Annotated in this window: 21 protein-coding genes; 20 read left to right on the forward strand and 1 reads right to left on the reverse strand. The window is 74.1% G+C overall.

The genetic code is table 11. From position 1 onward, the window contains the following. The first annotated feature begins 76 nt into the window (after positions 1-76). The 15 genes from carA (at position 77) to ABD948_RS21500 (ending at position 17782) form a co-directional block, all read left to right on the forward strand. A complete protein-coding gene (gene carA / locus ABD948_RS21430) occupies positions 77-1243 on the forward strand; it encodes a glutamine-hydrolyzing carbamoyl-phosphate synthase small subunit (RefSeq protein WP_345272308.1) in 1167 nt (388 codons plus the stop codon). Beyond that, positions 1243-4590, forward strand: a complete 3348-nt coding sequence (gene carB, locus ABD948_RS21435) for a carbamoyl-phosphate synthase large subunit (RefSeq protein WP_345272322.1) — start codon at positions 1243-1245, stop codon at positions 4588-4590. The genes carA and carB overlap by 1 nt, the downstream gene beginning before the upstream one ends. Next, a complete protein-coding gene (locus ABD948_RS21440; RefSeq protein WP_345272330.1) occupies positions 4590-5633 on the forward strand; it encodes a quinone-dependent dihydroorotate dehydrogenase in 1044 nt (347 codons plus the stop codon). Before carB ends, ABD948_RS21440 begins: the two co-directional genes overlap by 1 nt. Further along, a complete protein-coding gene (gene pyrF / locus ABD948_RS21445) occupies positions 5630-6451 on the forward strand; it encodes an orotidine-5'-phosphate decarboxylase (RefSeq protein WP_345272333.1) in 822 nt (273 codons plus the stop codon). The genes ABD948_RS21440 and pyrF overlap by 4 nt, the downstream gene beginning before the upstream one ends. A 61-nt stretch (positions 6452-6512) precedes the next feature. Further along, positions 6513-6944, forward strand: coding sequence for a hypothetical protein (locus tag ABD948_RS21450; protein WP_345272336.1), 432 nt, complete (start codon positions 6513-6515; stop codon positions 6942-6944). A 140-nt stretch (positions 6945-7084) separates the two neighbouring features. Continuing rightward, positions 7085-7408 (forward strand): integration host factor, actinobacterial type, encoded by a 324-nt coding sequence (gene mihF, locus ABD948_RS21455; protein ID WP_345272342.1) that lies wholly within the window; start codon positions 7085-7087, stop codon positions 7406-7408. Positions 7409-7460: 52 nt separating this feature from the next. After that, complete coding sequence (gene gmk, locus ABD948_RS21460) at positions 7461-8012, forward strand: guanylate kinase (protein WP_425576671.1); 552 nt, start codon at positions 7461-7463, stop codon at positions 8010-8012. Positions 8013-8114: 102 nt separating this feature from the next. Beyond that, on the forward strand, positions 8115-8447 hold the full coding sequence (rpoZ, locus tag ABD948_RS21465) for a DNA-directed RNA polymerase subunit omega (protein ID WP_345272353.1): 333 nt from the start codon (positions 8115-8117) through the stop codon (positions 8445-8447). 7 nt (positions 8448-8454) lie between these two features. Further along, entirely contained in the window at positions 8455-9729 is a 1275-nt protein-coding gene (gene coaBC / locus ABD948_RS21470) for a bifunctional phosphopantothenoylcysteine decarboxylase/phosphopantothenate--cysteine ligase CoaBC (protein WP_345272610.1), read from the forward strand. A 106-nt stretch (positions 9730-9835) separates the two neighbouring features. Beyond that, positions 9836-11038, forward strand: coding sequence for a methionine adenosyltransferase (gene metK / locus ABD948_RS21475; protein WP_345272358.1), 1203 nt, complete (start codon positions 9836-9838; stop codon positions 11036-11038). 120 nt (positions 11039-11158) lie between these two features. Then, entirely contained in the window at positions 11159-13213 is a 2055-nt protein-coding gene (locus ABD948_RS21480) for a primosomal protein N' (RefSeq protein ID WP_345272361.1), read from the forward strand. Positions 13214-13339: 126 nt separating this feature from the next. Continuing rightward, on the forward strand, positions 13340-13909 hold the full coding sequence (gene def / locus ABD948_RS21485) for a peptide deformylase (protein WP_345272366.1): 570 nt from the start codon (positions 13340-13342) through the stop codon (positions 13907-13909). Then, complete coding sequence (gene fmt, locus ABD948_RS21490) at positions 13906-14865, forward strand: methionyl-tRNA formyltransferase (protein WP_345272370.1); 960 nt, start codon at positions 13906-13908, stop codon at positions 14863-14865. Before def ends, fmt begins: the two co-directional genes overlap by 4 nt. A 49-nt stretch (positions 14866-14914) precedes the next feature. Further along, positions 14915-16267 carry an RsmB/NOP family class I SAM-dependent RNA methyltransferase gene (locus tag ABD948_RS21495; RefSeq protein ID WP_345272377.1) on the forward strand — a complete coding sequence of 451 codons (1353 nt, stop codon included), beginning with the start codon at positions 14915-14917 and terminating at the stop codon, positions 16265-16267. A gap of 75 nt (positions 16268-16342) precedes the next feature. Further along, positions 16343-17782 (forward strand): hypothetical protein, encoded by a 1440-nt coding sequence (locus ABD948_RS21500; protein ID WP_345272380.1) that lies wholly within the window; start codon positions 16343-16345, stop codon positions 17780-17782. A 13-nt stretch (positions 17783-17795) separates the two neighbouring features. Here the strand turns inward: ABD948_RS21500 and ABD948_RS21505 are convergent, their stop codons facing one another. After that, the gene (locus tag ABD948_RS21505) at positions 17796-18500 is read right to left on the reverse strand and encodes an AAA family ATPase (protein ID WP_345272384.1); all 705 of its coding nucleotides are present in this window, start codon (positions 18498-18500) and stop codon (positions 17796-17798) included. 47 nt (positions 18501-18547) lie between these two features. Between ABD948_RS21505 and ligD the strand changes: the two genes are divergently transcribed. Genes ligD through ABD948_RS21530 form a run of 5 tightly spaced genes read left to right on the forward strand, consistent with a single transcriptional unit; the run spans position 18548 to position 23993 of the window. Continuing rightward, positions 18548-19519: a non-homologous end-joining DNA ligase gene (ligD, locus tag ABD948_RS21510; RefSeq protein ID WP_345272388.1), complete on the forward strand. Its 972-nt coding sequence runs from the start codon at positions 18548-18550 to the stop codon at positions 19517-19519. Beyond that, entirely contained in the window at positions 19516-19938 is a 423-nt protein-coding gene (locus ABD948_RS21515) for a TY-Chap domain-containing protein (RefSeq protein WP_345272393.1), read from the forward strand. Before ligD ends, ABD948_RS21515 begins: the two co-directional genes overlap by 4 nt. Then, positions 19935-20453 carry an AAA family ATPase gene (locus tag ABD948_RS21520; RefSeq protein ID WP_345272396.1) on the forward strand — a complete coding sequence of 173 codons (519 nt, stop codon included), beginning with the start codon at positions 19935-19937 and terminating at the stop codon, positions 20451-20453. Before ABD948_RS21515 ends, ABD948_RS21520 begins: the two co-directional genes overlap by 4 nt. Positions 20454-20497: 44 nt before the next feature. Next, positions 20498-21178: a ribulose-phosphate 3-epimerase gene (rpe, locus tag ABD948_RS21525; RefSeq protein WP_345272401.1), complete on the forward strand. Its 681-nt coding sequence runs from the start codon at positions 20498-20500 to the stop codon at positions 21176-21178. A gap of 28 nt (positions 21179-21206) precedes the next feature. Then, a complete protein-coding gene (locus tag ABD948_RS21530) occupies positions 21207-23993 on the forward strand; it encodes a DEAD/DEAH box helicase family protein (RefSeq protein WP_345272405.1) in 2787 nt (928 codons plus the stop codon). The last annotated feature ends 2 nt before the right edge of the window (positions 23994-23995 follow it).

Genomic DNA, 23995 nt, shown 5'->3' on the forward strand with positions numbered 1-23995 from the left:
GCGCGGCGCTGCTAGGCTCAGCGCTGCTCGGCATCCTTTAACGATCCGTCCTGTGAGGCGGAGAAGGAGGTACGGCGTGCCTGTGCATGCCCCCGCGATCCTGGTCCTCGAGGACGGTCGCACCTTCCACGGCGAGGCGTTCGGCGCCCCCGGGGAGACGTTCGGCGAAGCGGTCTTCAACACCGGCATGACCGGCTACCAGGAGACGCTCACCGATCCCAGCTACCACCGCCAGGTCGTCGTCATGACGGCGCCGCACGTGGGCAACACGGGCGTCAACGACGAGGACCCCGAGAGCCGCCGCATCTGGGTGGCCGGCTACGTGGTGCGCGACCCCGCGCGGGTCGCCAGCAACTGGCGCTCGCGGCGCTCGCTCGACGACGAGCTGCGCGAGCAGGGCGTGGTGGGCATCAGCGGCGTCGACACCCGCGCGCTCACCCGGCACCTGCGCGAGCGCGGGGCCATGCGGGTGGGCATCAGCACCACCGAGACCGACCCCGCCGCGCTCCTGGCACGGGTGCGCGAGGCCGACCAGATGGCTGGCACCGAGCTGGCCGGCGAGGTCAGCACCGCCGAGGCCTACGTGGTGCCGGCCCACGGCGAGAAGCGGTTCACCGTCGCCGCGCTCGACCTGGGCATCAAGACCATGACGCCGCACCGGATGGCCGAGCGCGGCATCGAGGTGCACGTGCTCCCCGCCACCGCGACGCTCGACGACGTCCTGGCCGTGGGGGAGTCCGGCCCCGACGGGCTGTTCTACTCCAACGGCCCCGGCGACCCCGCCGCCACCACGGCGCAGGTCGAGCTGCTGCAGGCCGCCCTCGGGCGCGGGCTGCCCTACTTCGGCATCTGCTTCGGCAACCAGCTCTTCGGCCGCGCCCTCGGGTTCGGCACCTACAAGCTCACCTACGGACACCGCGGCATCAACCAGCCGGTGATGGACCGCACCACCGGCAAGGTCGAGGTCACCGCGCACAACCACGGCTTCGCCGTCGACGCCCCGCTCGAGGGCACCACCACGACGCCCTACGGCGAGGCGGCCGTCAGCCACGTGTGCCTCAACGACGACGTCGTCGAGGGCCTGGAGCTGCGCGACCCGGCCGGCGAGGGCGGTCGGCTGAGGGCCTTCTCGGTGCAGTACCACCCCGAGGCCGCCGCCGGCCCGCACGACGCCGGCTACCTCTTCGACCGCTTCTGCGACCTGCTCGCCGACCACGCAGCCGACCAGAAGGGTGGTGCCTGATGCCCAAGCGCACCGACATCTCCAGCGTGATGGTGATCGGCTCCGGCCCGATCATCATCGGCCAGGCCTGCGAGTTCGACTACTCGGGCACCCAGGCCTGCCGCGTGCTCAAGCAGGAGGGCCTGCGCGTGGTGCTGGTGAACTCCAACCCCGCCACGATCATGACCGACCCCGAGTTCGCCGACGCCACCTACGTCGAGCCGATCACGCCCGAGTACGTGGAGAAGGTGATCGCCGCCGAGCGCCCCGACGCGCTGCTCGCCACCCTGGGTGGGCAGACGGCGCTCAACGCCGCGATGGCGCTCGACAAGGCCGGCGTGCTCGAGAAGTACGGCGTCGAGCTGATCGGTGCCTCGATCGAGGCGATCGAGCGCGGCGAGAACCGGCAGTCGTTCAAGCAGATCGTGGAGAAGCTGGGCGGCGAGGTGGCCGGCAGCGCCATCTGCCACTCGCTGGAGGACTGCTTCACCGCGGTCGAGCGGTTCGGCTACCCGATCGTGGTGCGCCCGAGCTTCACCATGGGCGGCACCGGCTCGGGCATCGCCTACGACGAGGCCGAGCTGCGCCAGATCGCCGGCGCCGGCCTGGACGCGAGCCCCACCACCGAGGTGCTGATCGAGGAGTCGATCATCGGGTGGAAGGAGTACGAGCTCGAGGTCATGCGCGACACCGCCGACAACGTGGTGATCGTCTGCTCGATCGAGAACCTCGACCCGATGGGCGTGCACACCGGTGACTCGATCACCGTCGCGCCGGCGATGACCCTCACCGACCGCGAGTACCAGCACCTGCGCGACCTCGCGATCGGCATCATCCGCGAGGTCGGCGTCGACACGGGTGGCTGCAACATCCAGTACGCCGTCAACCCCGCCGACGGGCGGGTCGTCGTGATCGAGATGAACCCGCGCGTGAGCCGCTCCAGCGCGCTGGCCTCCAAGGCCACCGGGTTCCCGATCGCGAAGATCGCCGCCAAGGTCGCGATCGGCTACACGCTCGACGAGATCGAGAACGACATCACCACCCGCCCCGGCGGTCAGAGCACGCCGGCCAGCTTCGAGCCGACGCTCGACTACGTGGTCGTCAAGGTCCCGCGGTTCGCCTTCGAGAAGTTCCCCGGCGCCGACCCCACGCTCACCACCCACATGAAGTCGGTGGGCGAGGCCATGGCCATCGGCCGCAACTTCACCGAGGCGCTGCAGAAGGCGCTGCGCAGCCTGGAGAGCAAGGACGCTCCCTTCGACTGGCACCAGGAGTGGGTCGACCTCGACAAGGCCGCGCTGCTGGAGGAGATCAGCACGCCGCACGACGGCCGCCTGAAGAAGGTGATGGACGCCCTGCGCGCGGGAGCCACCGCCGAGGAGATCTTCCAGGCCACCGGCATCGACCCGTGGTTCGTGGACCAGCTGGAGCTGATCAACGAGGTCGCCGCCGAGGTGACGGCGGCGCCCGAGCTGACCCCGGGCCTGCTGCGTCGCGCCAAGCGGCACGGGTTCTCCGACGCCCAGCTCGGCAAGATCCGCGGCATGAGCGCCGACGTCGTCCGCGGGGTCCGGCACGCGCTCGGCGTCCGGCCGGTCTACAAGACCGTCGACACCTGCGCGGCCGAGTTCGCCGCCGCGACGCCGTACCACTACTCCTCCTACGACGAGGAGACCGAGGTCCAGCCGCGCGAGAAGCCGGCCGTCATCATCCTCGGCAGCGGGCCCAACCGCATCGGCCAGGGCATCGAGTTCGACTACTCGTGCGTGCACGCCTCCCTGGCGCTCGGACAGGGCGAGGGCGGCGCCGGCTACGAGACCGTGATGGTCAACTGCAACCCCGAGACCGTCAGCACCGACTACGACACCTCCGACCGCCTCTACTTCGAGCCGCTCACCCTCGAGGACGTGCTCGAGGTGGTGCACGCCGAGGAGCAGGCGGGTCCGGTGGCCGGCGTCGTGTGCCAGCTCGGCGGCCAGACGCCGCTGGGCCTGGCCCAGGCGCTCAAGGACAACGGCGTCACGATCGTGGGCACCCCGCCCGAGGCGATCCACCTGGCCGAGGAGCGCGGCGCCTTCGGCCGCGTGCTGGCCGAGGCCGGCCTCCCGGCGCCCAAGCACGGCATGGCCACCAGCTACGACTCCGCGCAGCGGATCGCCGGCGAGGTGGGCTACCCGGTGCTCGTGCGGCCCTCCTACGTGCTCGGTGGGCGCGGCATGGAGATCGTCTACGACGACGACGCGCTGCGCGGCTACATCGAGCGCGCCACCGCGATCAGCCCCGAGCACCCGGTGCTGGTGGACCGGTTCATCGACGACGCCGTCGAGATCGACGTGGACGCCATCTACGACGGCGAGGAGCTGTTCCTCGGCGGCGTCATGGAGCACATCGAGGAGGCCGGCATCCACTCCGGCGACTCCTCCTGCGCGCTTCCGCCGATCACGCTCGGCGCTGCCGAGATCCTGCGCATCCGCGAGGCCACCGAGGCGATCGCCCGCGGTGTGGGGGTGCGGGGGCTGATCAACATCCAGTTCGCGCTCGGCTCGGACGTGCTCTACGTCCTCGAGGCCAACCCGCGCGCCAGCCGGACGGTCCCGTTCGTCTCCAAGGCCACCGCCACGCCGCTGGCCAAGGCCGCGGCGCGGGTGATGCTGGGCGAGACCATCGCCGCGCTGCGCGCCTCCGGGCTGCTGCCCGCCGAGGGCGACGGCGGAACGCTGCCGGCCGACCAGCCCATCGCGGTCAAGGAGGCGGTGATGCCGTTCAACCGGTTCCGCACCCGCGACGGACGCCAGGTCGACACCGTGCTCGGCCCGGAGATGAAGTCCACCGGCGAGGTGATGGGGCTCGACGCCGACTTCGGCCGCGCGTTCGCCAAGAGCCAGGCGGCCGCCTACGGCTCGCTGCCGCTGCCGCAGCGCCCCGACGGCACCCGCAGCAGGGTGTTCGTCTCGATGGCCAACCGCGACAAGCGGCACATGGTCTTCCCGATCAAGGTGCTGGCCGACCACGGCTTCGAGATCCTCGCGACGCAGGGCACCGCCGAGGTGCTGCGCCGCAACGGCGTCGAGGCCACCGTGGTGCGCAAGCACTTCGAGGGCACCGGACCCGGCGGTGAGCCCACCACGGTCGAGCTGATCCTGGGCGGCGAGGTGCAGCTGGTGGTCAACACCCCGCACGGCTCCGCCTCCGGCGGGTCGCCACGCATCGACGGCTACGAGATCCGCACCGCCGCCGTGCGCGGCAACATCCCGTGCATCACCACGGTCCAGGGTCTGGGTGCCGCGGTGCAGGGCATCGAGGCGATGATCCGCGGCGACGTCGGCGTGCGCAGCCTGCAGGACTGGGCCCGCCGGGCGCGCACCTGATGCCGGGGAAGGCCTACCGGGCGCTCTTCGACCACGGGGCGCGCCGCGTCGACGCCGAGCGCGCCCACCACCTGGGGTTCGCCGCCGTCCGCGCCGGTGCGCCGCTGCTGCGCCGCCTGCCCACCGGGCACGCGCGCCCGGTGGAGGCCATGGGACTGCGGTTCCCGCACCCGCTCGGGCTCGCGGCCGGTTTCGACAAGAACGCCCGCGGCGTCGACGCCCTGGGGGCACTGGGCTTCGGGCACGTCGAGGTCGGCACCGTCACGGGCCAGGCGCAGCCCGGCAACCCGCAGCCGCGGCTGTTCCGGCTGCCCGAGGACGGCGCCGTCGTCAACAGGATGGGGTTCAACAACGAGGGCGCCGAGGCGGTGGCGGCGCGGCTGGCGCTGCGCGGTCGTCCCGAGGGCGGCCCCGTGCTCGGCGTCAACATCGGCAAGACCAAGGTCGTGCCCGAGGAGGACCAGGCCGCCGTCGAGGCCGACCACGCGCACAGCACACGGCTGCTGGCCCGCTACGCCGACTACCTGGTGGTCAACGTCAGCTCGCCCAACACACCGGGACTGCGCAGCCTGCAGGCCGTGGACCGGCTGGGCCCGCTGCTCGAGCGCGTGCAGCGCGAGGCCCGTGCCGCCGCCGGGCGCGAGGTGCCGCTGCTGGTCAAGATCGCGCCCGACCTGGCCGACGACGACGCGCTCGCCGTCGCCGACCTGGCCCTCGAGCTGGGCCTGGCCGGGATGATCGCCACCAACACCACGATCTCGCGCGAGGGACTGCGCGCCGGCGCGGCCGAGGTGGAGCGCGTGGGTGCCGGTGGGCTCTCCGGCCGGCCGCTCACCCGCCGGGCGCTCGAGGTGACGGCGCTGTTGCGCGGGCGCGTGGGGGAGCGGCTCACCCTGGTCGGGGTCGGCGGCATCACCACGCCCGACGACGCCCGGGCCCGGCTCGAGGCCGGCGCCACGCTGCTGCAGGGCTACACCGCCTTCGTGTACGAGGGCCCGCTGTGGCCCCGCCGCGTGGTGCGCGGCCTAGGAGGGACGCGATGACCTTCGGACGACGGTTCACCGAGAAGCTCGCCGAGCGCGGTTCGTTCTGCGCCGGCATCGACCCGCACGGCCCGCTGCTCGAGGCCTGGGGCCTCGACGACGACGTCGCCGGGCTCGAGCGCTTCGCCCTGGCCGCCACCGAGGCGGTCGCGCCGGTGTGCTCGATGATCAAGCCCCAGTCGGCGTTCTACGAGCGCTTCGGCAGCCGTGGCGTCGCGGTCCTCGAGCGCGTCGTCGAGATCGGGCGGCAGGCTGGCGCGCTGGTGCTGCTCGACGTCAAGCGCGGCGACATCGGCTCCACCTCGCAGGCCTACGCCGACGCCTACCTCGACCCCGCCTCGCCGCTGGCGTGCGACGCCGTCACCGTGAGCCCCTACCTCGGCTTCGGGTCGCTGACGCCGTTCGTGGAGACCGCACGCCGCCACGACGCCGGGCTCTTCGTGCTCGTCGAGACCTCCAACAAGGAGGGACCGGAGGTGCAGCACGCCCGCACCGACGACGGCGCCGGACCGACCGTGGCGCAGCGGATGACCGACCACCTGCGCGAGCTCAACGCAGGAGCCGAGCCGCTGGGCTCCTTCGGGGCCGTCGTGGGTGCCACGCTGGCCTCCCCGGCAGCCGACCTCGCCTTCAACGGCCCCCTGCTCGCGCCCGGCTTCGGGGCCCAGGGCGGCACGCCCGCCGACATCCGCCGCATCTTCGGTGCCCAGGCCGCCCACGTGGCCCCCAGCAGCTCGCGCGAGCTGCTGCGCCGCGGGCCCGACCCGGCCGCCCTGCGCGAGGCAGCGCTGCGCGCCAACGACGAGCTGCGTGCGTGACGCCGTGACCGGTCCTCGACGGGGCGCACGGGCTGCACTGGCTGCACGGGGCGCTCTGGGCGTGCTGGCGCTGGTGCTGGGCACGTCGTGGCTGGTCGGGTGCGGGGCCGAGGAAGAGCCCTTCGCCGACTACTGCGCCGAGGTCCAGGAGCAGCAGGAGCCGCTCAGCGAGGCGCTCGCCGGCGACGGCGCCACCGCGCTGCTCGCAGCGCTGCCCTCCTTCGAGGCGCTGGCCGCCGCCTCACCGCCCGACATCGCCGACGAGTGGCGCACGCTCCTCGACGCCGTGGGCGCGCTGCGGACGGCGCTCGAGGAGGCCGGCGTGGACCCCGCCTCCTACGACCGTGCCGACCCGCCACCCGGCCTGGCGCAGGCCGACCGGGACCGGATCGACGCCGCCGCGCGCGGCCTGACGCGCCCGGCCACCATCGCCGCGCTCGCCGGGGTGCAGCAGCAGGCTCGCGACGTCTGCAAGACCCCGCTCTCGCTGTGACGGGGATCCCCGCCCCGATCGTCGGTTCCGGGGCGCCCAGGCTCCGGGGCGATTGCCGCGCGCTCTCGATCGTGACTAGATTGACCTCCACGCGGCGCGCTCCCTGCCGTGGTCGGGCGATGCGAAGGAACTTCTGAGACGTGGCACTGCCTCCCCTCACCCCCGAGCAGCGCCGCGCGGCGCTCGAGAAGGCCGCCGCCTCGCGCCGCGAGCGCGCCGAGGTCAAGAACCGCCTGAAGAACTCCGGAGCCTCGATCGCCGAGGTGCTGAAGCAGGGCGAGACCAACGAGGTCATCGGCAAGATGCGCGTCGTCGACCTGCTGCAGTCCATGCCCGGTCTGGGCAAGGTGCGAGCGCGACAGCTGATGGAGCGCCTCGGTATCGCCGAGTCGCGTCGCGTGCGCGGCCTGGGCGCCAAGCAGGTGGCCGCGCTGCAGCGCGAGTTCGCCGCGCCCGACCAGTGAGCCCCGGCCTGTGACGTCGGGGGAGTCCCGGCCCGCTCGCACTCCCAGCCGCCTGGTCGTGCTCGCCGGCCCGACCGCGGTCGGCAAGGGCACCGTGGCCACGGCCGTGCGCGAGCGGCACCCCGAGGTGTGGCTCTCGGTCTCGGCGACCACCCGCGCGCCGCGGCCCGGTGAGGTCGACGGCGTGCACTACCTGTTCGTCTCCGACGCCGAGTTCGACCACATGGTCGAGCACGACGAGCTGCTGGAGTGGGCGGTGGTGCACCGGCGTGCGCGCTACGGCACGCCGCGGCGTCCGGTGGAGGAGGCGCTGGCGGCCGGCCGCCCCGCGATGCTCGAGATCGATCTCCAGGGCGCGCGGCTGGTGCGCGACTCCATGCCGGAGGCGTTGTTCGTCTTCCTCAAGCCCCCCTCGTGGGAGGAGCTCGTGCGCCGCCTGGTCGGTCGCGGCACCGAGACCGAGGAGGAGCGCGAGCGGCGCCTGGCGACGGCCCGCGAGGAGCTGGCGGCCGAGAACGAGTTCGACGTCACCATCGTCAACCACGAAGTTCACGCCGCGGCGGAGGAGTTGGTATCGTTGATGACGGTGGATCAGGGTTCCTAGCCACGCACTCGCACCGCGAGCGTGCCACCCACCGGGCGTCGTCGCTCTCCGACGACCTCGTCACCACCGCCACACCGACATCGACTAGCGAGGCTCATCCGCGTGTCTGGCCCCAACATCGCCGCCGAGGGCGTCACCAACCCCTCCATCGACGACCTGCTCACCAAGACCGACAGCAAGTACAAGCTGGTGCTCTACAGCGCCAAGCGCGCCCGGCAGATCAATGCCTACTACTCCCAGCTGGGCGAGGGCCTGCTGGAGTACGTCGGCCCGCTCGTGGACACCCACGTGCAGGAGAAGCCCCTCTCGATCGCGCTGCGCGAGATCAACGAGGACCTGCTCACCTGCGAGGACATCGATCCCGCCGAGCTGGCCGCCGAGGAGGCCGCCGCCGCGGCCGCCGCGGCGGAGGCTCCCTCCACCGCGTCCGAGTGACGTCGCGCTGAGCGCGCACGAGACGACCACCGAGGCCGCTCCCCCCACGGGGGAGCGGCCCCGTGTCGTCCTGGGGGTCGCCGGCGGCATCGCCGCCTACAAGGCGTGCGCGGTGCTGCGCGGCCTCACCGAGACCGGGCACGACGTCACCGTCGTGCCCACGGCCGCGGCGCTGGAGTTCGTCGGCACCGCCACCTGGGCGGCGCTCTCGGGCAAGCCCGTGGCCAGTGACGTGTGGACCGACGTGCACCGGGTGCCGCACGTGCGGATCGGCCAGGAGGCCGACCTGGTGGTGGTGGCCCCGGCCACCGCCGACCTGGTGGCGCGTGCCGCCCACGGCCTGGCGCACGACCTGCTCACCAACACCCTGCTCACCGCGCGCTGCCCGGTGGTGCTGGCGCCGGCCATGCACACCGAGATGTGGGAGCACCCGGCCACGCAGGCCAACGTGGCCACGTTGCGCGCCCGGGGCGTGCTGGTGCTCGACCCCGCCGAGGGTCGGCTCACCGGCGCCGACACCGGCAAGGGCCGCCTCCCCGACCCCGCCGAGATCGTGGAGGCCGCCCGGCAGGTGCTGGCGCGCAGCCAGCAGGCCGGGGTGCAGGACCCCGCCGACCTCGCCGGGCGCCACGTCGTCGTCTCGGCCGGTGGCACCCGCGAGTACCTCGACCCCGTCCGCTTCCTGGGCAACCGCTCCTCGGGCCTGCAGGGCTACGCCCTGGCGCGCGCCGCCGTCGCGCGCGGGGCGCGGGTGACGCTGGTGGCCGCCAACACCGCGCTGGCCGACCCCGCGGGCGTCACGGTCCGCCGCGTCGAGACCACCGCGCAGCTGCGGGAGGCCGTGCTGGCCGCGGCCGCCGGGGCCGACGCCGTCGTGATGGCGGCGGCGCCGGCCGACTTCCGCCCCGCCAGCGCCAGCAACACCAAGATCAAGAAGTCCGAGGACGGCTCGGCGCCCGCCCTCGAGCTGGTGCAGAACCCCGACATCCTGCGCGAGCTCGCCGCGGAGCGGCTGCGTGCCGGTCAGGTCGTGGTCGGTTTCGCGGCCGAGACCGGGGACGCGCAGCACGACGTCCTGGACCTCGCGCGCGCCAAGCTGGCGCGCAAGGGGTGCGACCTGCTGGTGCTCAACGACGTCAGCGGAGGTGCGGTCTTCGGCAGCCCCGACAACGAGGCCGTCATCCTGGCGGCCGACGGCGACACCACCTCGGTGCCCCGGGGCAGCAAGTCCGTGCTGGCCCACCGGATCTGGGACCAGGTCGCGTCACGTCTCCCGCGGTGAGTCGTTCCTCCACCGGCGTGTGGATTCGCGGGGTGAGACGCTCATCCCGCATGCTGGGCGCCGCCTATCCTGAGCCGATCCCATCCCCCTGAGCGGAGCAACGACTGTGGCAGGACGCCTTTTCACCTCGGAGTCGGTGACCGAGGGTCACCCCGACAAGATCGCCGACCGCATCAGCGACTCGGTGCTCGACTACCTGATGGAGAACGACAGCGACCGCGAGAACCTCCGCGTGGCCGTCGAGACGCTGCTGACCACCGGGCTGGTGGTCGTCGCCGGCGAGGTGCGCACCAACATCTACGCGCCCATCGCCGACATCGTGCGCGGCGCGGTCGCCGACATCGGCTACGACTCCTCCGAGAAGGGCTTCGACTACGCCACGTGTGGCGTCACCGTGGCGATCGGCGCGCAGTCGCCCGACATCGCCCAGGGCGTCGACCAGGGCATCGAGGCGCGCGTGGGCGACTCCACCGACGAGCTCGACCTGCGCGGGGCCGGTGACCAGGGCCTGATGTTCGGCTACGCCTGCGACGACACCGACGTGCTGATGCCGCTGCCGATCGTGGTCGCCCAGCGTCTGGCCGAGCGGCTCACCGAGGTGCGCAAGAACGGCACCATGCCGAACCTGCGCCCCGACGGCAAGACCCAGGTCACCATCGAGTACGACGCCGAGGACCGCCCGGTGCGCATCGACACGGTGGTGCTCTCGACCCAGCACTCCGAGGACACCGACCTGGAGAAGCTCGAGGGCGAGATCAAGCAGCACGTGATCGACCCGGTGCTGGCGACCTTCAACATCCCCTCCGAGGGCTACCGCCTGCTGGTCAACCCCACCGGCAAGTTCGTGGTCGGCGGCCCCATGGGCGACGCCGGCCTGACCGGTCGCAAGATCATCGTCGACACCTACGGCGGCATGGCCCGCCACGGTGGTGGCGCGTTCTCGGGCAAGGACCCCTCCAAGGTCGACCGCTCCGCGGCCTACGCCATGCGGTGGGTGGCCAAGAACGTCGTGGCCGCCGGCCTCGCCAAGCGCTGTGAGGCGCAGGTCGCCTACGCGATCGGCAAGGCGCAGCCCGTGGGCGTCTTCGTGCAGACCTTCGGCACCGGTGTGGTGCCGGACGAGAAGATCCAGGAGGCGGTGCTGGAGGTCTTCGACCTGCGCCCCGCCGCCATCCTGCGCGACCTGGACCTGCTGCGCCCGATCTACGCCAAGACCTCGGCGTACGGCCACTTCGGCCGCGAGCTGCCCGAGTTCACCTGGGAGCGCACCGACCGCGCCGACGCGCTGAAGGCAGCCGCCGGCGTCTGAGGCGCCTCGGCCCACCGCGCCCGCAGCACCACACGACGGCCGCACCCGCCCCTCGGGGCAGGTGCGGCCGTCGGCGTCTGCGCGTTCGGGCTGGGGGTGAGGGCTGGTAGGAATGCCGCCGTGACTCCCGAGGCCGACCCGACCCTGCCCGGGCTCGCCCGCTCGCAGGTGCGCGCGGCGCGGGCCCGCTCCGGTCGCGCGCGGCCGGCGCCGCGGGTCGTCGAGCTCGCCGAGGTCGCCCCGGTCGCCCGCGTCCTCGTCGACGTCGCCCTCGCCCACCTCGACCGGCCCTTCGACTACGCGGTGCCGGCCACGATGGCCGAGCAGGCGCAGCCCGGCGCACGGGTCAAGGTGCGCTTCGCCGGCCACGACGCCGACGGCTACGTGCTCGGCCGGGTGGCGGCCAGCGAGCACACCGGCACCCTGACGCCGCTGCGTCGCGTGGTGAGTCCCGAGCCGGTGCTGAGTCCCGCGGTGGCCGCCCTGGCGGGCGCCGTCGCGGCACGCTACGCCGGGGTGCGCTCCGACGTGCTGCGCCTGGCCGTGCCGCCCCGCCACGCCACCGCCGAGAAGGCCCCGCCCCGCGAGGCCGTCCCGCCTGCGCCGCACGATGCCGCGGCGGGGGAGCGCGCCTGGGAGGCCAGCACCGCGGGCCCGGCGTTCCTGCGCCACCTGCGCGAGGGTGGCTCGCCGCGCGCGGTGGCTCAGGTGGCGCCGGGCGAGGACTGGCCGACCCTGCTGGCGCACGCGGCGGCCGCCACCCTCGCCGGCGGCCGGGGGGCGCTGCTGTGCGTGCCCGACGGCAAGGACCTCGCCCGGCTCGACGCGGCACTCACCGCGGTGCTCGGCCCCGAGCAGCACGTCGCGCTCACCGCCGAGGCGGGGCCCGCCTCGCGCTACCGCGACTTCCTCGCCGTCAGCCGCGGGCATCGCCGCATCGTCGCGGGCACGCGGGCAGCCGCCTTCGCCCCGGTCCACGACCTGGGTCTGGTGGTGGTCTGGGACGACGGGGACGACCTGCACGCCGAGCCCCGGGCGCCCTACCCGCACACCCGCGAGGTGCTCCTGCTGCGCGCGGAGCTGGAGGACACCGCGGCCCTGGTGGCGGGATTCGCTCGCACCGTGGAGGCCGACCAGCTGGTGCGCAGCGGGTGGGCGCGCGCGGTCGAGCCGCGTCGCGAGGTGCTGCGCGCGCGGGCGCAGGTGGCGGTCACCGGCGCCAGCGAGCATGCGCTGCGCCGCGACCCGCACGCCGCCGTCAGCCGGCTCCCCGGCGAGGTGCACGCCCTCGTGCGCGAGGCGCTCCACCACGGCCCGGTGCTGGTGCAGACGCCGCGCTCGGGCTACGCGCTGGCGCTGGCCTGCGAGCGCTGCCGCACGCCCGTCGCCTGCGCGCACTGCGCCGGGCCGCTGGCCCTCACCTCGCCCACCACGCCGCCGGCCTGCCGCTGGTGCGGGCAGGCTGCCTCGCCGTGGTCCTGCGCCGAGTGCGGCGCGCACGGTCTGCGCGCGCCCGTGCTGGGGGACCTGCGCACGGCCGAGGAGCTGGGCCGCGTGTTCGCCCCCGCGCGGGTGCGCACCTCCTCCGGCGACCGGGTGCTGGCCCGGGTGGAGGCCGAGCCGGCGATCGTCGTCGCCACGCCGGGCGCCGAGCCCGTGGCCGACGGCGGCTACCCGGCCGTGGTGCTGCTCGACACCTGGCTGCTGCTGGGGCGCGCGGACCTGCGCGCGGCCGAGGAGGCGCTGCGCCGGTGGGCCAACGCGGCCGGGCTCGTGCGCCCCGGCGGGCGGGTGCTCGCCGTCGGCGACCCCGGTGAGCCGGCGCTCCAGGCGCTGGTGCGCTGGGACCCGGGCGGCTTCGCGGCCCGCGAGAGCGACCAGCGGCGGTCCGCGCACCTCCCGCCGGCGTCCCGCGTCGCCACGCTCACCGGGCACCCCGGTGCGCTCGACGACGCCCTGACCCTGCTGCAGGCGCCGCCCGGAGCGGAGGTGCTGGGCCCGGTGCCGGTGCCCCCGGACCGCCCGAACGCGGAGGAGCCCCTGGAGCGGATCGTCGTGCGCGTGCCGCGCGCCGCCGGCGAGCAGCTCTCGGCAGCGCTGGGTGAGCTGCAGCGGCTGCGGTCGGGCCGCAAGCTCGACCCCGTGCGGGTGCAGGTCGACCCGCTCACGTTCTGAGGCGTCCACCCACGCCCGGCCGTGCCCGGCCCCGCCCACCGGTGCCCTGGGGGGCACCAGTGGTCACCACCGGAGGCTCGTCGGGTGTCCCGACGAGCCTCCGGCGGCAACCACTAGGCTCAGAGCGTGCCCGTGCGACCCATCCGCCTGTTCGGCGACCCGGTGCTGCGCACCCGTGCCGTCGAGGTGACCGACTTCGACAAGGAGCTGCGGCTGCTGGTCGACGACCTCACCGACACCATGCTCGCCGCCCCCGGCGCGGGACTCGCCGCGCCCCAGATCGGCGTCGGCCTGCGGGTCTTCACCTGGAACGTCGACGGCGAGGTGGGTCACCTGGTCAACCCGCGCCTCGAGCTCTCCGACGAGACCCAGGACGGGTTGGAGGGCTGCCTCTCGCTGCCCGAGCTGACCTACGAGTGCCTGCGGGCGCTGAGCGTCGTGGCGCGCGGTGTCGACGTGCACGGGGAGCCGGTCACCGTGCAGGGCTCGGACCGGCTGGCGCGCTGCATCCAGCACGAGACCGACCACCTCGACGGCGTCCTGTTCATCGACCGTCTGGACCCTGAGGCCCGCAAGGCGGCGATGCGCGCGATCCGCGAGTCGGAGTGGTTCGGCGAGGCGGCCGCACGCGGCCAGGCGCCGCAGGTGCGCGTCAGCCCGCACGCCACCGGTCGGTTCGGGGGGTTCGGCCTGTGAGGGTCGTCTTCGCAGGCACGCCGCAGGTTGCCCTCCCGGCGCTCGAGGCCGTCGCCGGCTCGCGGCACGAGCTGGTCGGCGTCGTCACCCGCCCCGACGCGCCGGCCGGCCGCGGCCGCCGCCTCGTGGCCAGCCCGGTGGCCGAGCGCGCCGAGCAGCTCGGGGTGCCCGTGCTGAAGCCCGAGCACCCCCGAGACCCCGGGTTCCAGGAGCAGCTGCGCGCCCTGCGGCCCGACGCCTGCCCCGTGGTGGCCTACGGCGCGCTGCTGCCCCAGAGCGTGCTCGACCTGGTGCCGCACGGCTGGGTCAACCTGCACTTCTCGTGCCTGCCGGCCTGGCGCGGCGCGGCGCCCGTGCAGCACGCGATCTGGGCCGGCGACGAGGTCACCGGCGCCACCACGTTCCGCATCGTCAAGGCGCTCGACGCCGGCCCGACCTTCGGCGTCATGACCGAGCGCGTGCGCCCCACCGACACCGCGGGCGACCTGCTGGCCCGGCTCGCCGAGGGCGGCGCGGGGCTGCTGGTGGCCACGCTCGACGGGATCGAGGACGGTGCGCTCGAGGCGCGCGAGCAACCCGAGGACGGCGTCAGCCTCGCCCCCAAGATCGAGGTCGCCGACGCGCAGGTCGACTGGCACGAGCCGGCCGCGGCCCTCGACCGCCGGGTGCGGGCCTGCACGCCGGCGCCCGGTGCGTGGACGCTGCACGACGGCGAGCGGCTCAAGCTCGGTCCCGTCAGCGTGACCGACCGGCCCGACCTGGCACCCGGCGAGCTGGAGGTGGGCAAGCGCGAGGTGCTCGTGGGCACCTCCAGCACCGCGGTGCTGCTGGGCGAGGTCCAGGCCCACGGCAAGAAGCGGATGCCCGCGGCCGACTGGGCCCGGGGCCTGCGTCCGGAGGCCTCGCGCGTGCTCGGCGAGCAGGAGTCCGCCCCGGAGCACGCCGACCGTGGCTGAGCCCCCGCGTCGCGGTCCCACCCGCCGCCCCTCCGCCGCAGGCGGCCCTGTGCGTCACCCGCAGCCCCGCATCGACGTCGACGTGCCGCGACTGGCGGCGCTCGAGGTGCTCAAGGCCGTGCGCGTCGACGACGCCTACGCCAACCTGGTGCTGCCCGCCGTGATCCAGCACTACCGGCTCGAGCCGCGCGACGCGGCCTTCACCACCGAGCTCGCCTCGGGCACGCTCCGGCTGCGCGGCACCTACGACGCCGTGCTGGCCGCCTGCATCGACCGCCCCCTGCGCAAGGTGGAGGCCAAGGTGCTCGACGCGCTGCGGCTCGGCAGCCACCAGCTGCTCTCGATGCGGGTGCCCGCGCACGCAGCGATCAGCACCACCGTCAACCTCGTGCACGCGCGCAGCAGCACCGGTGCGGCCGGGTTCGCCAACGCCGTCCTGCGCCGGGTCGCGGTCAAGCCGCTGGACGCCTGGCTCGAGGAGCTGACGGCGGACGCCGCCCCGGGCCGCTACGCCGAGATCGCCTTCAGCCACCCACGGTGGGTGATCGACGAGCTGCGTCGCGCCCTGGGGAGCGAGGAGCTGCCGGCGTTGCTGGCCGCCGACAACGTGGCGCCGCGCGTCACGCTGGTGGCACGGCCCGGCCTGGCCGAGCGCGACGAGCTGCCCGGCACCCCGACACCGTTCTCGCGCCACGGGGTGGTGCTCGACGGCGGCAGCCCCGCCGAGGTGCCCGCCGTCGCCGAGGGGCGGGCCGGGGTGCAGGACGAGGGGTCGCAGCTGGTGGCCCAGCTGCTCGCCGACGTACCGCTCGAGGGAGACGGCCCGGACGCGACCTGGGTCGACCTGTGCGCCGGTCCCGGTGGCAAGGCCGCGCTGCTCGCCGGGCTGGCTGCGCAGCGTGGAGCGCGCCTGGTCGCCGTCGAGCGGCAGCACCACCGGGCACGGCTCGTGGCACGCAACCTGGCCCGCACCGGGGGAGCAGTGCTCACGGCCGACGGCACCCGGCCCCCGTTGCCCCCGGGCAGCGTCGACCGGGTGCTCGTCGACGCACCGTGCACGGGGCTGGGCGCCCTCCGTCGTCGCCCCGAGGCTCGCTGGCGTCGTCGGCCCGACGACCTGCTGACCCTGGTGCTGCTGCAACGGGCTCTCGTGGGCGCCGCGCTGGACCTGCTGCGGCCGGGAGGCGTGGCCCTCTACGCCACCTGCAGCCCCGTGCGCGCCGAGACCGAGGAGGTCGTCTCCTCGGTGCTGGGTCAGCGCGACGACGTCGAGCTGGTCGACGTGGGAGCACTGCTCTCGCACGTGCCTGACGCCGCAGGCCCCCTCGCGGGCACCGTGCAGCTGTGGCCGCACCGGCACGGCACCGACGCGATGTTCATGGCGGTGCTGCGCAAGCGCTGAGCCCCAGCAGGTTTCAGGGACGGCACGGCGGAGACGATGGTCGGGGAGATCCCGACCTCGGACCAAGGAGTGCCCATGCCCCCGCCAGGAGGGCCGCTGATCGGCAGCGGCATGAAGTTGATGATCGCGGAAGCCGCCATCGAGGCGGACATGGAGCACCGAGGCTTCCGGCACTTCGGGGACGGACTGTTCAAGGAGTCCGGCAGCAACGGCAACGACTCCGCTCCCGTCGTCTGGCAGGTACTGATCCGGGACGGCAGCGTCGAGATCGACATGCTCTACGGCAGCGACAGCAACTCCTCCGTGCCGTCGCCCGCGGACTACGCGTACCTGCAGGCCGACGTCTTCGACCGGTGGCCACAGGAGATCGACGACGCGTTCGCGCACTGGGAGGACTTCCCGGAGGCGTCGGGCCTGGAGGCCGAGCTGAGCGGGGTCATCCGCGGAGCCAGCGAGATCCGCGTCGACGAGGACAGCTCGGGTCTGACGGCCGAGGGGTCCACCCGCAACACGCGGCTGGTCTCGGACATCGACAACCTCAAGGGCCGCGGGCGATTCCTCAACGGGCTGTACGCCGAGGCGTTCATCGACAACTACGTGAGCAAGCTGGAGCCGACGCTCGCGAACCTGCACGGCCTGACGATGGTCGCCGGCATCGCCTGCAAGGGCGAGGCGGAGCTGTTCTCCCGCACCCGGACGCAGCTCGGGCAGCTGTGCAACGACGCCCACATGGCGATGAAGTCCTCGGGGCCGCGTGGCGGCGACAGCACGGGGCTTCGGTTCGCACTGATCATCGTGGGCGCCATCGCCGCGGGGGTCGGCATCGTGTCCACCGCCGGTCTTGCCACCGTGCCCACAGCGGCGCTGGTCGGAGGCGCGCTCACCAGCACGGGTGCCGGGGCGGCAGGAGGGGTGCTGGGTCTGCTCGACCAACCCGAGACCCCCGAGGACCTGCCCCTGGGGGCGGGGCACCCCGATGACGTGCTGGCGAACCTGCTGGCGGCCCTCGAGCAGCTGAACAGCAGCTTCAAGAACGAGGAGCGCAACCTGGAGAGGTTTCTCGAGGCAGCGGCCGGGGACGCCGCACCAGACCCCGACGGCAACGCGTTCGACATCGAGACCCCTGACGTCGTCGGAGGTACCGGGCAGGACGTCTTGGAGACACAGCAGGACGAGCTCCACGTCGACGACGCGACCATCGCGAGGATCACCGAGCTGTGGATCCCCAGCATCAACGGCGACATCCGTGCCGCCTGCGCCGCGCTCGACGCCCCCACGTACGCGTGGCAGCGCCCTGCCACCATCGGGATCGGGAGCGGGGTGGGCCCGCACGGGGCCTACCGCGACTTCCTCGAGGCGCTGAAGGACCGCATGCTCGACGTGGAGCGCGAGCTGCAGGGCGCTGCGGACAGCCTGCAGGCAGCAGCGGCGCTGATCGGCCTGAGCGACGAGCAGACCAACCAGCAGTTCGCCGCCGAGGCCGCCGAGATCGAGCGGGTCAACGACAACGCGTGACCTGCTGTCCCCCTCAGTCGATCACGTGCCTCAGGTAGCGCTGCGGGTCGGCCAGGTAGGCGCGCCAGTGCTGCACCAGGTCGAGCTCCTCCCAGGTCGCCTCCCGGTAGCCCCACTCGCCGACCTCGAGCAGCGTGGCGCCGGGCAGGGCGGCGAGCACCGGGGAGTGGGTGGCGCACAGCACCTGCCCGCCCATCCGGGCGAGGTCGTGCAGGGTGCCGACGAGCGCGAGCGTCGCGGAGAACGACAGTGCGGCCTCCGGCTCGTCGAGACAGTAGAAGCCGGGGGAGTCGAAGCGGTGCTGCAGGACCGCGAGGAACGACTCCCCGTGACTCATCTCGTGGAAGCGCGGTTCGAAGGGGTTGCTGCCCGGGTTCTCCTCCAGGTGCGTGTACCAGCCGTGCATCGTCTCGGCGCGCAGGAAGAACCCCCAGCGCCCCGCCCCCAGCCCGCGGGTGAGCCGGAGCGCGGAGGCGAGCGGCGACTCCGAGGGCCGGGTGCGGTGCACCGAGTGGGTGGTGCCGCCCTCGGGCGAGAGTCCGTAGGCCATCGCGATCGCCTCGACGAGCGTCGACTTGCCCGAGCCGTTCTCGCCTACCAGCAGCGTGACGCCGGGCGCGAGGTCGAGGCCGTCCCTCAGCAGCTGGGCGACGGCGGGGATGGTCGCCGGCCAGCTGCCGTGATCCAGCTCGGAGTCCTCCCGCTCGGCGACACGCACCACCGGAGGCTGGTCGAACTTCCCGGTGGGAACGCTAGCGTGGCGTGGTGGCCGCCACCTCTCCCGCGATCGAGATCGAGGTGGACGGCCGCACGGTGCGGGTCAGCAACCCCGACCGGGTGTACTTCCCCGAGACGGGCGCGACGAAGAAGGACCTCGTCGACTACTACCTGGCGGTGGGGCCCGGCATCGTCAACGCGCTGCTCGAGCGCCCCTGCATGCTGCACCGCTTCCCGAAGGGCCTGGCCGAGAAGAAGATCCACCAGAAGCGGTTGCCTGCGGGCGCACCGCCCTGGGTCCAGACCGTGGAGCTGCACTTCCCGCGCTGGAACCGCACCGCCGACGAGCTGTGCGTCACGGAGCTGGGCTCGGTGATCTGGGCGGTGCAGATGTCGACGGTCGAGTTCCACCCGTGGAACAGCCGGCGCGAGGACCCCGAGAAGCCCGACGAGTGGCGCATCGACCTCGACCCGGGGCCGCTGTCCGACTTCGCCCAGGTGCGGCGGGTCGCCGGCGTCGTCGAGGAGGTGCTCGACGAGCTCGGCGCCGTCGGCTACCCCAAGACCAGCGGTGGGTCCGGCCTGCACGTCTACGTGCGGGTGCGCCCCGACCACGGACACCAGGTGGTGCGCCGCGCGGCGCTGGCGTTCGCCCGCGAGGTCGAGCGGCGCGCGCCGGACGACGTCACGACCACCTGGTGGCGCAAGGACCGCGACCCCCACCATCTCTTCGTCGACTACAACCAGAACGCCCGGGACCACACGATCGCCGCGGCCTACTCGGTGCGCGGCGTGCCCGACGGGCGCGTGTCCGCTCCGGTGCGCTGGAGCGAGGTGCCCGACTGCGACCCTCGTGACTTCACGATGGCCACCATGCCCGCGCGATTCGCCGAGATCGGCGACCTGCACGCCGACATCGACGACCACGTCTTCGACCTCGCCCCCCTGGTGGAGTGGGCCGACCGCGACGAGGCCGCCGGTGCCGAGACCCCCGACCTGCCCGAGGAGGGCCCCGCGTGAGAGGCACCTGGGAGGACCTCAACCGCCGCTTGACCGGGGCGATGCTCGCGCTGGACCTCGACGACGCCCTGGTGGTCGGCGAGCGGGTAGAGCCGCCTCGTCGTCGTCTGATCGGTGCCCGCCCACCCGCGCCGCCGCGCCGGTTCGTGCAGGTGACGGCGGCCCGCTCGGTGCTGATCGGCGAGTGCGTCGGCTCCACCTCCTTCGGCGGTGACTGGCCCATGGACGCCGAGCAGGAGGCCACGCTCGAGAAGCAGGGGTGGGAGCGGCCGTGGTCGGAGGAGTACCGCACCTACCAGCGTGAGGCCGCGCTGGCCCAGGCCCCGCGGCTCGCACTCGCCTGCGTGCGCGCCCTGCAGGTGCTGGGTTGCGAGATGGAGCAGCTCGAGGTCGAGCTGCGCCGCGAGGAGCAGGAGTGACCGGTGCCCCGCGCCTGCTCCTGCTCAACGGTCTGCCGGGCGTCGGCAAGTCGTTGCTGGCCCGGCACCACGTGCGGGGCAGCCCCGGCACGCTCTGCCTGGACCCCGCGCTGCTGCACGGGTGGATCGGCGGTGACCCGGACGACCACGACGACCACGGCGACCACGGCGACCTGGCGCACGCGGAGTCCGTGCGCACCCTCTGGCTCGCGATGGCCACCGCGCACCTGGCGGGCGGGCACGACGTCGTGGTGCCGCAGCTGGTGAGCGAGGCCGAGCTGGTGCTGCGCGTCGCGGAGGCGGCACGCGCGGGTGGTGGGCGCCTGGTGCACGTGGTGCTCGCGGGCACGGCCGTGGAGGCGCGGGTGCCCGACGAGGCGCTGGCGCGGCTGGTGGCCGACGCCGAGGGGCTGGCCGTGGTGTGCCGGATGCCCGGCGTCCACCTGCTGCACGTGCCGGGCGACGACGTGACCGAGGTCCACCCGCGGCTGCTGCAGCTGCTCGACGCCGGCTGAATCCGGGGTGAGCACCGCCCACCCCGCACCCCTAGGGTGAGACCGTGGGAATCCAGATCACGCCCAGCATCCTCAACGCCGACTTCGCCCGCCTGGGCGAGGAGGTGGCGCGCATCCCGGGCGCCGACTGGGTGCACGTGGACGTGATGGACAACCACTTCGTGCCCAACCTGACTTTCGGGCCCACGATGGTCGAGGCGCTGGCCCGCAGCACCGACGTGCCCCTCGACGCGCACCTGATGATCGAGAACCCCGACGACGAGGCGCCGGCCTACGTGGAGGCCGGTTGTGGCTCGGTGACCTTCCACGTGGAGGCGGCGCGCGCGCCGGTGCGGCTGGCGCGCGAGATCCGCGCCGCCGGGGCACGCGCCAGCATGGCCCTGCGCCCGGCCACGCCGGTGGAGCCCTACGAGGACCTGCTCCCCGAGCTCGACATGCTGCTGCTGATGACCGTCGAGCCCGGGTTCGGCGGCCAGAAGTTCCTCGACCTGGTGGTGCCCAAGATCCGCCGCGCCCGGGCGCTGATGGACAAGCACGGGGTCGAGACCTGGCTGCAGGTCGACGGCGGCGTCTCGCTGGAGACCATCGAGCGCTGCGCCGAGGCCGGGGCCGACGTGTTCGTCGCCGGCAGCGCCGTCTACTCCGCCGAGGACCCCGACGCCATGGTGGCCAGCCTGCGCGCCGCTGCCCAGGGGGCGGCTCAGCAGGCAGCGGCAGCAGGCTGAGAGCCCGGGCCGAGGGTCAGGACAGCGCATGCGCCAGGGACCCGAGGCCTTCCGGGCCCTGCGCTACCCGCACCCGCTGCGCAGGCACCAGGCCGAGGCGCTCGACGCGCTCGACGCGGCCTGGGCCGCAGACCGTCGTCGGGCCTGGGTGGTGCTGCCGCCCGGGGCCGGCAAGACGCTCGTCGGCTGCGAGACGATCCGTCGCGTGGGCACCCGCGCCGTGGTGCTCAGCCCCAACTCGGCGATCCAGGGGCAGTGGGTGCGCACCTGGCTCGACCTCGCCGACGCCACCGGTGCCAACCCGGTCACCGTCGGCACCGATCGCGAGCTGCGCGCCGACGTCGTCTCGCTGACCTACCAGTCGCTGGCCGTCTTCCACGGTGCCGCCGACCGCGAGCGTGAGGGCGTGGACGAGGAGGAGGGTCCGGACGGGGAGCTGGGCCGGCTGCACCCGAACGGCCGCGCGCTGGTCGAGTCGCTGCGCGACGCGGGGCCGCTGACGCTCGTGCTCGACGAGTGCCACCACCTGCTGGAGGTCTGGGGTCGCCTGCTGGCCGAGGTCCTGGCCCTGCTGCCGCAGGCGCGGGTGCTGGGCCTGACCGCGACGCCGGCCGCCACGCTGACACGCAGCCAGCAGGCGCTCGTGGACGAGCTGTTCGGCGACGTCGTCCACAGCTCCTCGATCCCGGCCGGGGTGCGGGAGGGATACCTGGCGCCCTTCGCCGAGCTGGCGTGGCTGACGCCACCCGCGCCGGCCGAGACGGCCTGGCTCGACGAGCAGGCGACCGCCTTCGAGACCTTCCCGGCCACGCTGCTGGACCCCGACCTGGGATCCACCTCGTTCCGGGCCTGGGTGCAGCGGCACCTGGCGACCCCCGGCAGGTTCGAGCTCCGCACCGGCAGGCAGCCCGACCTGGCGGCGGCGCTGCTGCGGCTGGGGCACGCGGGGCACGTCGACCTGCCGGAGGACCTCCGCCCTCCCGCGGGGGCCGAGCAGCTGCGACGCCCGCCGACCGCCGACGACTGGGCGCGCCTGGTGGACGGCTGGTTCGACGACGTGCTGGCCGGCTCCGAGCACCCTGCGGACCAGGCCGCCCGGGATGTCGTGCGAGGGCTGCTGCCCGTCGTCGGCCACCAGCTGACGACGCACGGCGCGCGCCGCGTGCGGACCGGTGTCGACCGGGTGCTCGCGCGCAGCGAGGCCAAGTCGCGGGCAGCCGTGGAGATCGTGCGCGCCGAGCACCGGGCACTCGGTGCGCGGATGGCGATGCTGGTGATCTGCGACCAGGAGGACGGCGGCGCCGTGCGGGCCGACCTGCGTGGTGTGCTGCACCCGGGTGCCGGGTCGGCGCGCTTCGTGCTCGGCCTGCTGCTGGCCGACCCGGTCGTCGGCGAGCTCGGTGCGCTGATGGTGACCGGTCGGACCGTCGCCGGCGCCCCCGCGACGCTCGACGCCCTGCGCCGCCGCGTCGACGTCGACCTCGAGCTCGGTGAGCCCGACGAGCACGGCGTCGCGGAGCTGACCGCCGCGCCGGGCGTCACCGGCTGGAACCCGCGGGTGTGGGTGCGCGCCGCCACCGACCACTTCCTGGCCGGCGAGTGCCGGGTGCTCGTGGGCACGCGCGCGCTGCTCGGCGAGGGGTGGGACGCCCCGAAGGCCAGCGGGCTGGTGGACCTCAGCAGCATCACCTCCGCCAGCGCCGTCACCCAGACCCGTGGCCGCACGCTGCGGGTGGACCCCCTCGACCCGTCCAAGGTCGCCGTCAACTGGACCGTGGTGTGCCTGCACGACCGACACCCCCAGGGCGACCTGGACTGGCAGCGACTCGTGGCCAAGCACCAGGGGTACGTGGGCGTCGACGCCACCGGCGACGTCGTCGACGGCGTGGCGCGCATCCACCCCTCGTTCTCGCCGCACCGGACGCCCTCGACCGACGTGTGCCGCTACATCGACGACACGATGCTGGCCCGGGTGGAGCAGCGCTCCGCGATCGCCGTGACGTGGCGGGTGGGGGAGCCCTACCGGGACCAGCTGCTGGTCAGCGTCTGGCTGACGCCGACGACGGGCGCCGACCGCCTGCCCGAGACGGCCGAGACCGCCCGGCCCACCCCGCCGGTGGTGCGCCTGACCGAGGACGGGCTCGAGGGGCCGGGGAGCACGGGGTGGACGCCGCTGCAGGTGCTCGGCACTGCGGTGAGCGTGCCGGGCGCCGGGGTCGGCGCGCTGAGCGCGCTCGGGCTCGGCCTCGGGGCCTCCGGACCGGTCGGGATCGGCCTCGCCGCCGTCGTCCTGGGCGGCTGGTCATCGGGTCTCGCCGCGGCGCACCGGGTCCGGCGGGACCGCGTGCGCGCCCTGCGGCTGGCCGCCTCGCGACCGCCCTCGCTGCCGCGCCTGGCGTGGGTCGTGGCCGACGCCCTGCACGCGCTCGGCCGCGTGGGCGAGGGTGCCACCGCGGTGGAGTGGCACCGGGCCGAGGACGGCAGCACCCGGATCCGGCTCGAGCCGAGCAGCGCGGACCCCCTCGTGGCCCGCCGCGAGAGCGAGCTGTTCGCCACCGTGCTGGCCGAGGCGGTGGCGCCGGTGCACCACGAGAGCTCGCTCCTGAGCCGGCCCGTCTCCGTCGACGGCCGCGAGGTCGACGGCACCGCGGAGCACCCGGTACCGCCGTCGTTGGGCGGAACGCGGGCCGCCGCGGTCGCCTTCGAGGAGGCGTGGCGGCACTGGGTCTCCGGCGCTCGCCTCACCGCGAGCGCCGTGGTTCCGGGCACCAATCCGTGCGCCGCGCTCAGCGTGCAACGACTGACCTGGCGCTGACG

Origin of the sequence: Nocardioides nanhaiensis (assembly GCF_039542785.1) — a bacterium.
GTDB classification, from domain to species: Bacteria; Actinomycetota; Actinomycetes; order Propionibacteriales; family Nocardioidaceae; genus Nocardioides; species Nocardioides nanhaiensis.

Coding starts and splice junctions, on each gene's coding strand:
- ABD948_RS21530 (WP_345272405.1), top strand. CDS start 21,207: ATGCGCCAGGGACCCGAGGCCTTCCGGGCCCTGCGCTACCCGCACCCG.
- pyrF (WP_345272333.1), top strand. CDS start 5,630: ATGACCTTCGGACGACGGTTCACCGAGAAGCTCGCCGAGCGCGGTTCG.
- ABD948_RS21440 (WP_345272330.1), top strand. CDS start 4,590: ATGCCGGGGAAGGCCTACCGGGCGCTCTTCGACCACGGGGCGCGCCGC.
- ABD948_RS21500 (WP_345272380.1), top strand. CDS start 16,343: ATGCCCCCGCCAGGAGGGCCGCTGATCGGCAGCGGCATGAAGTTGATG.
- carB (WP_345272322.1), top strand. CDS start 1,243: ATGCCCAAGCGCACCGACATCTCCAGCGTGATGGTGATCGGCTCCGGC.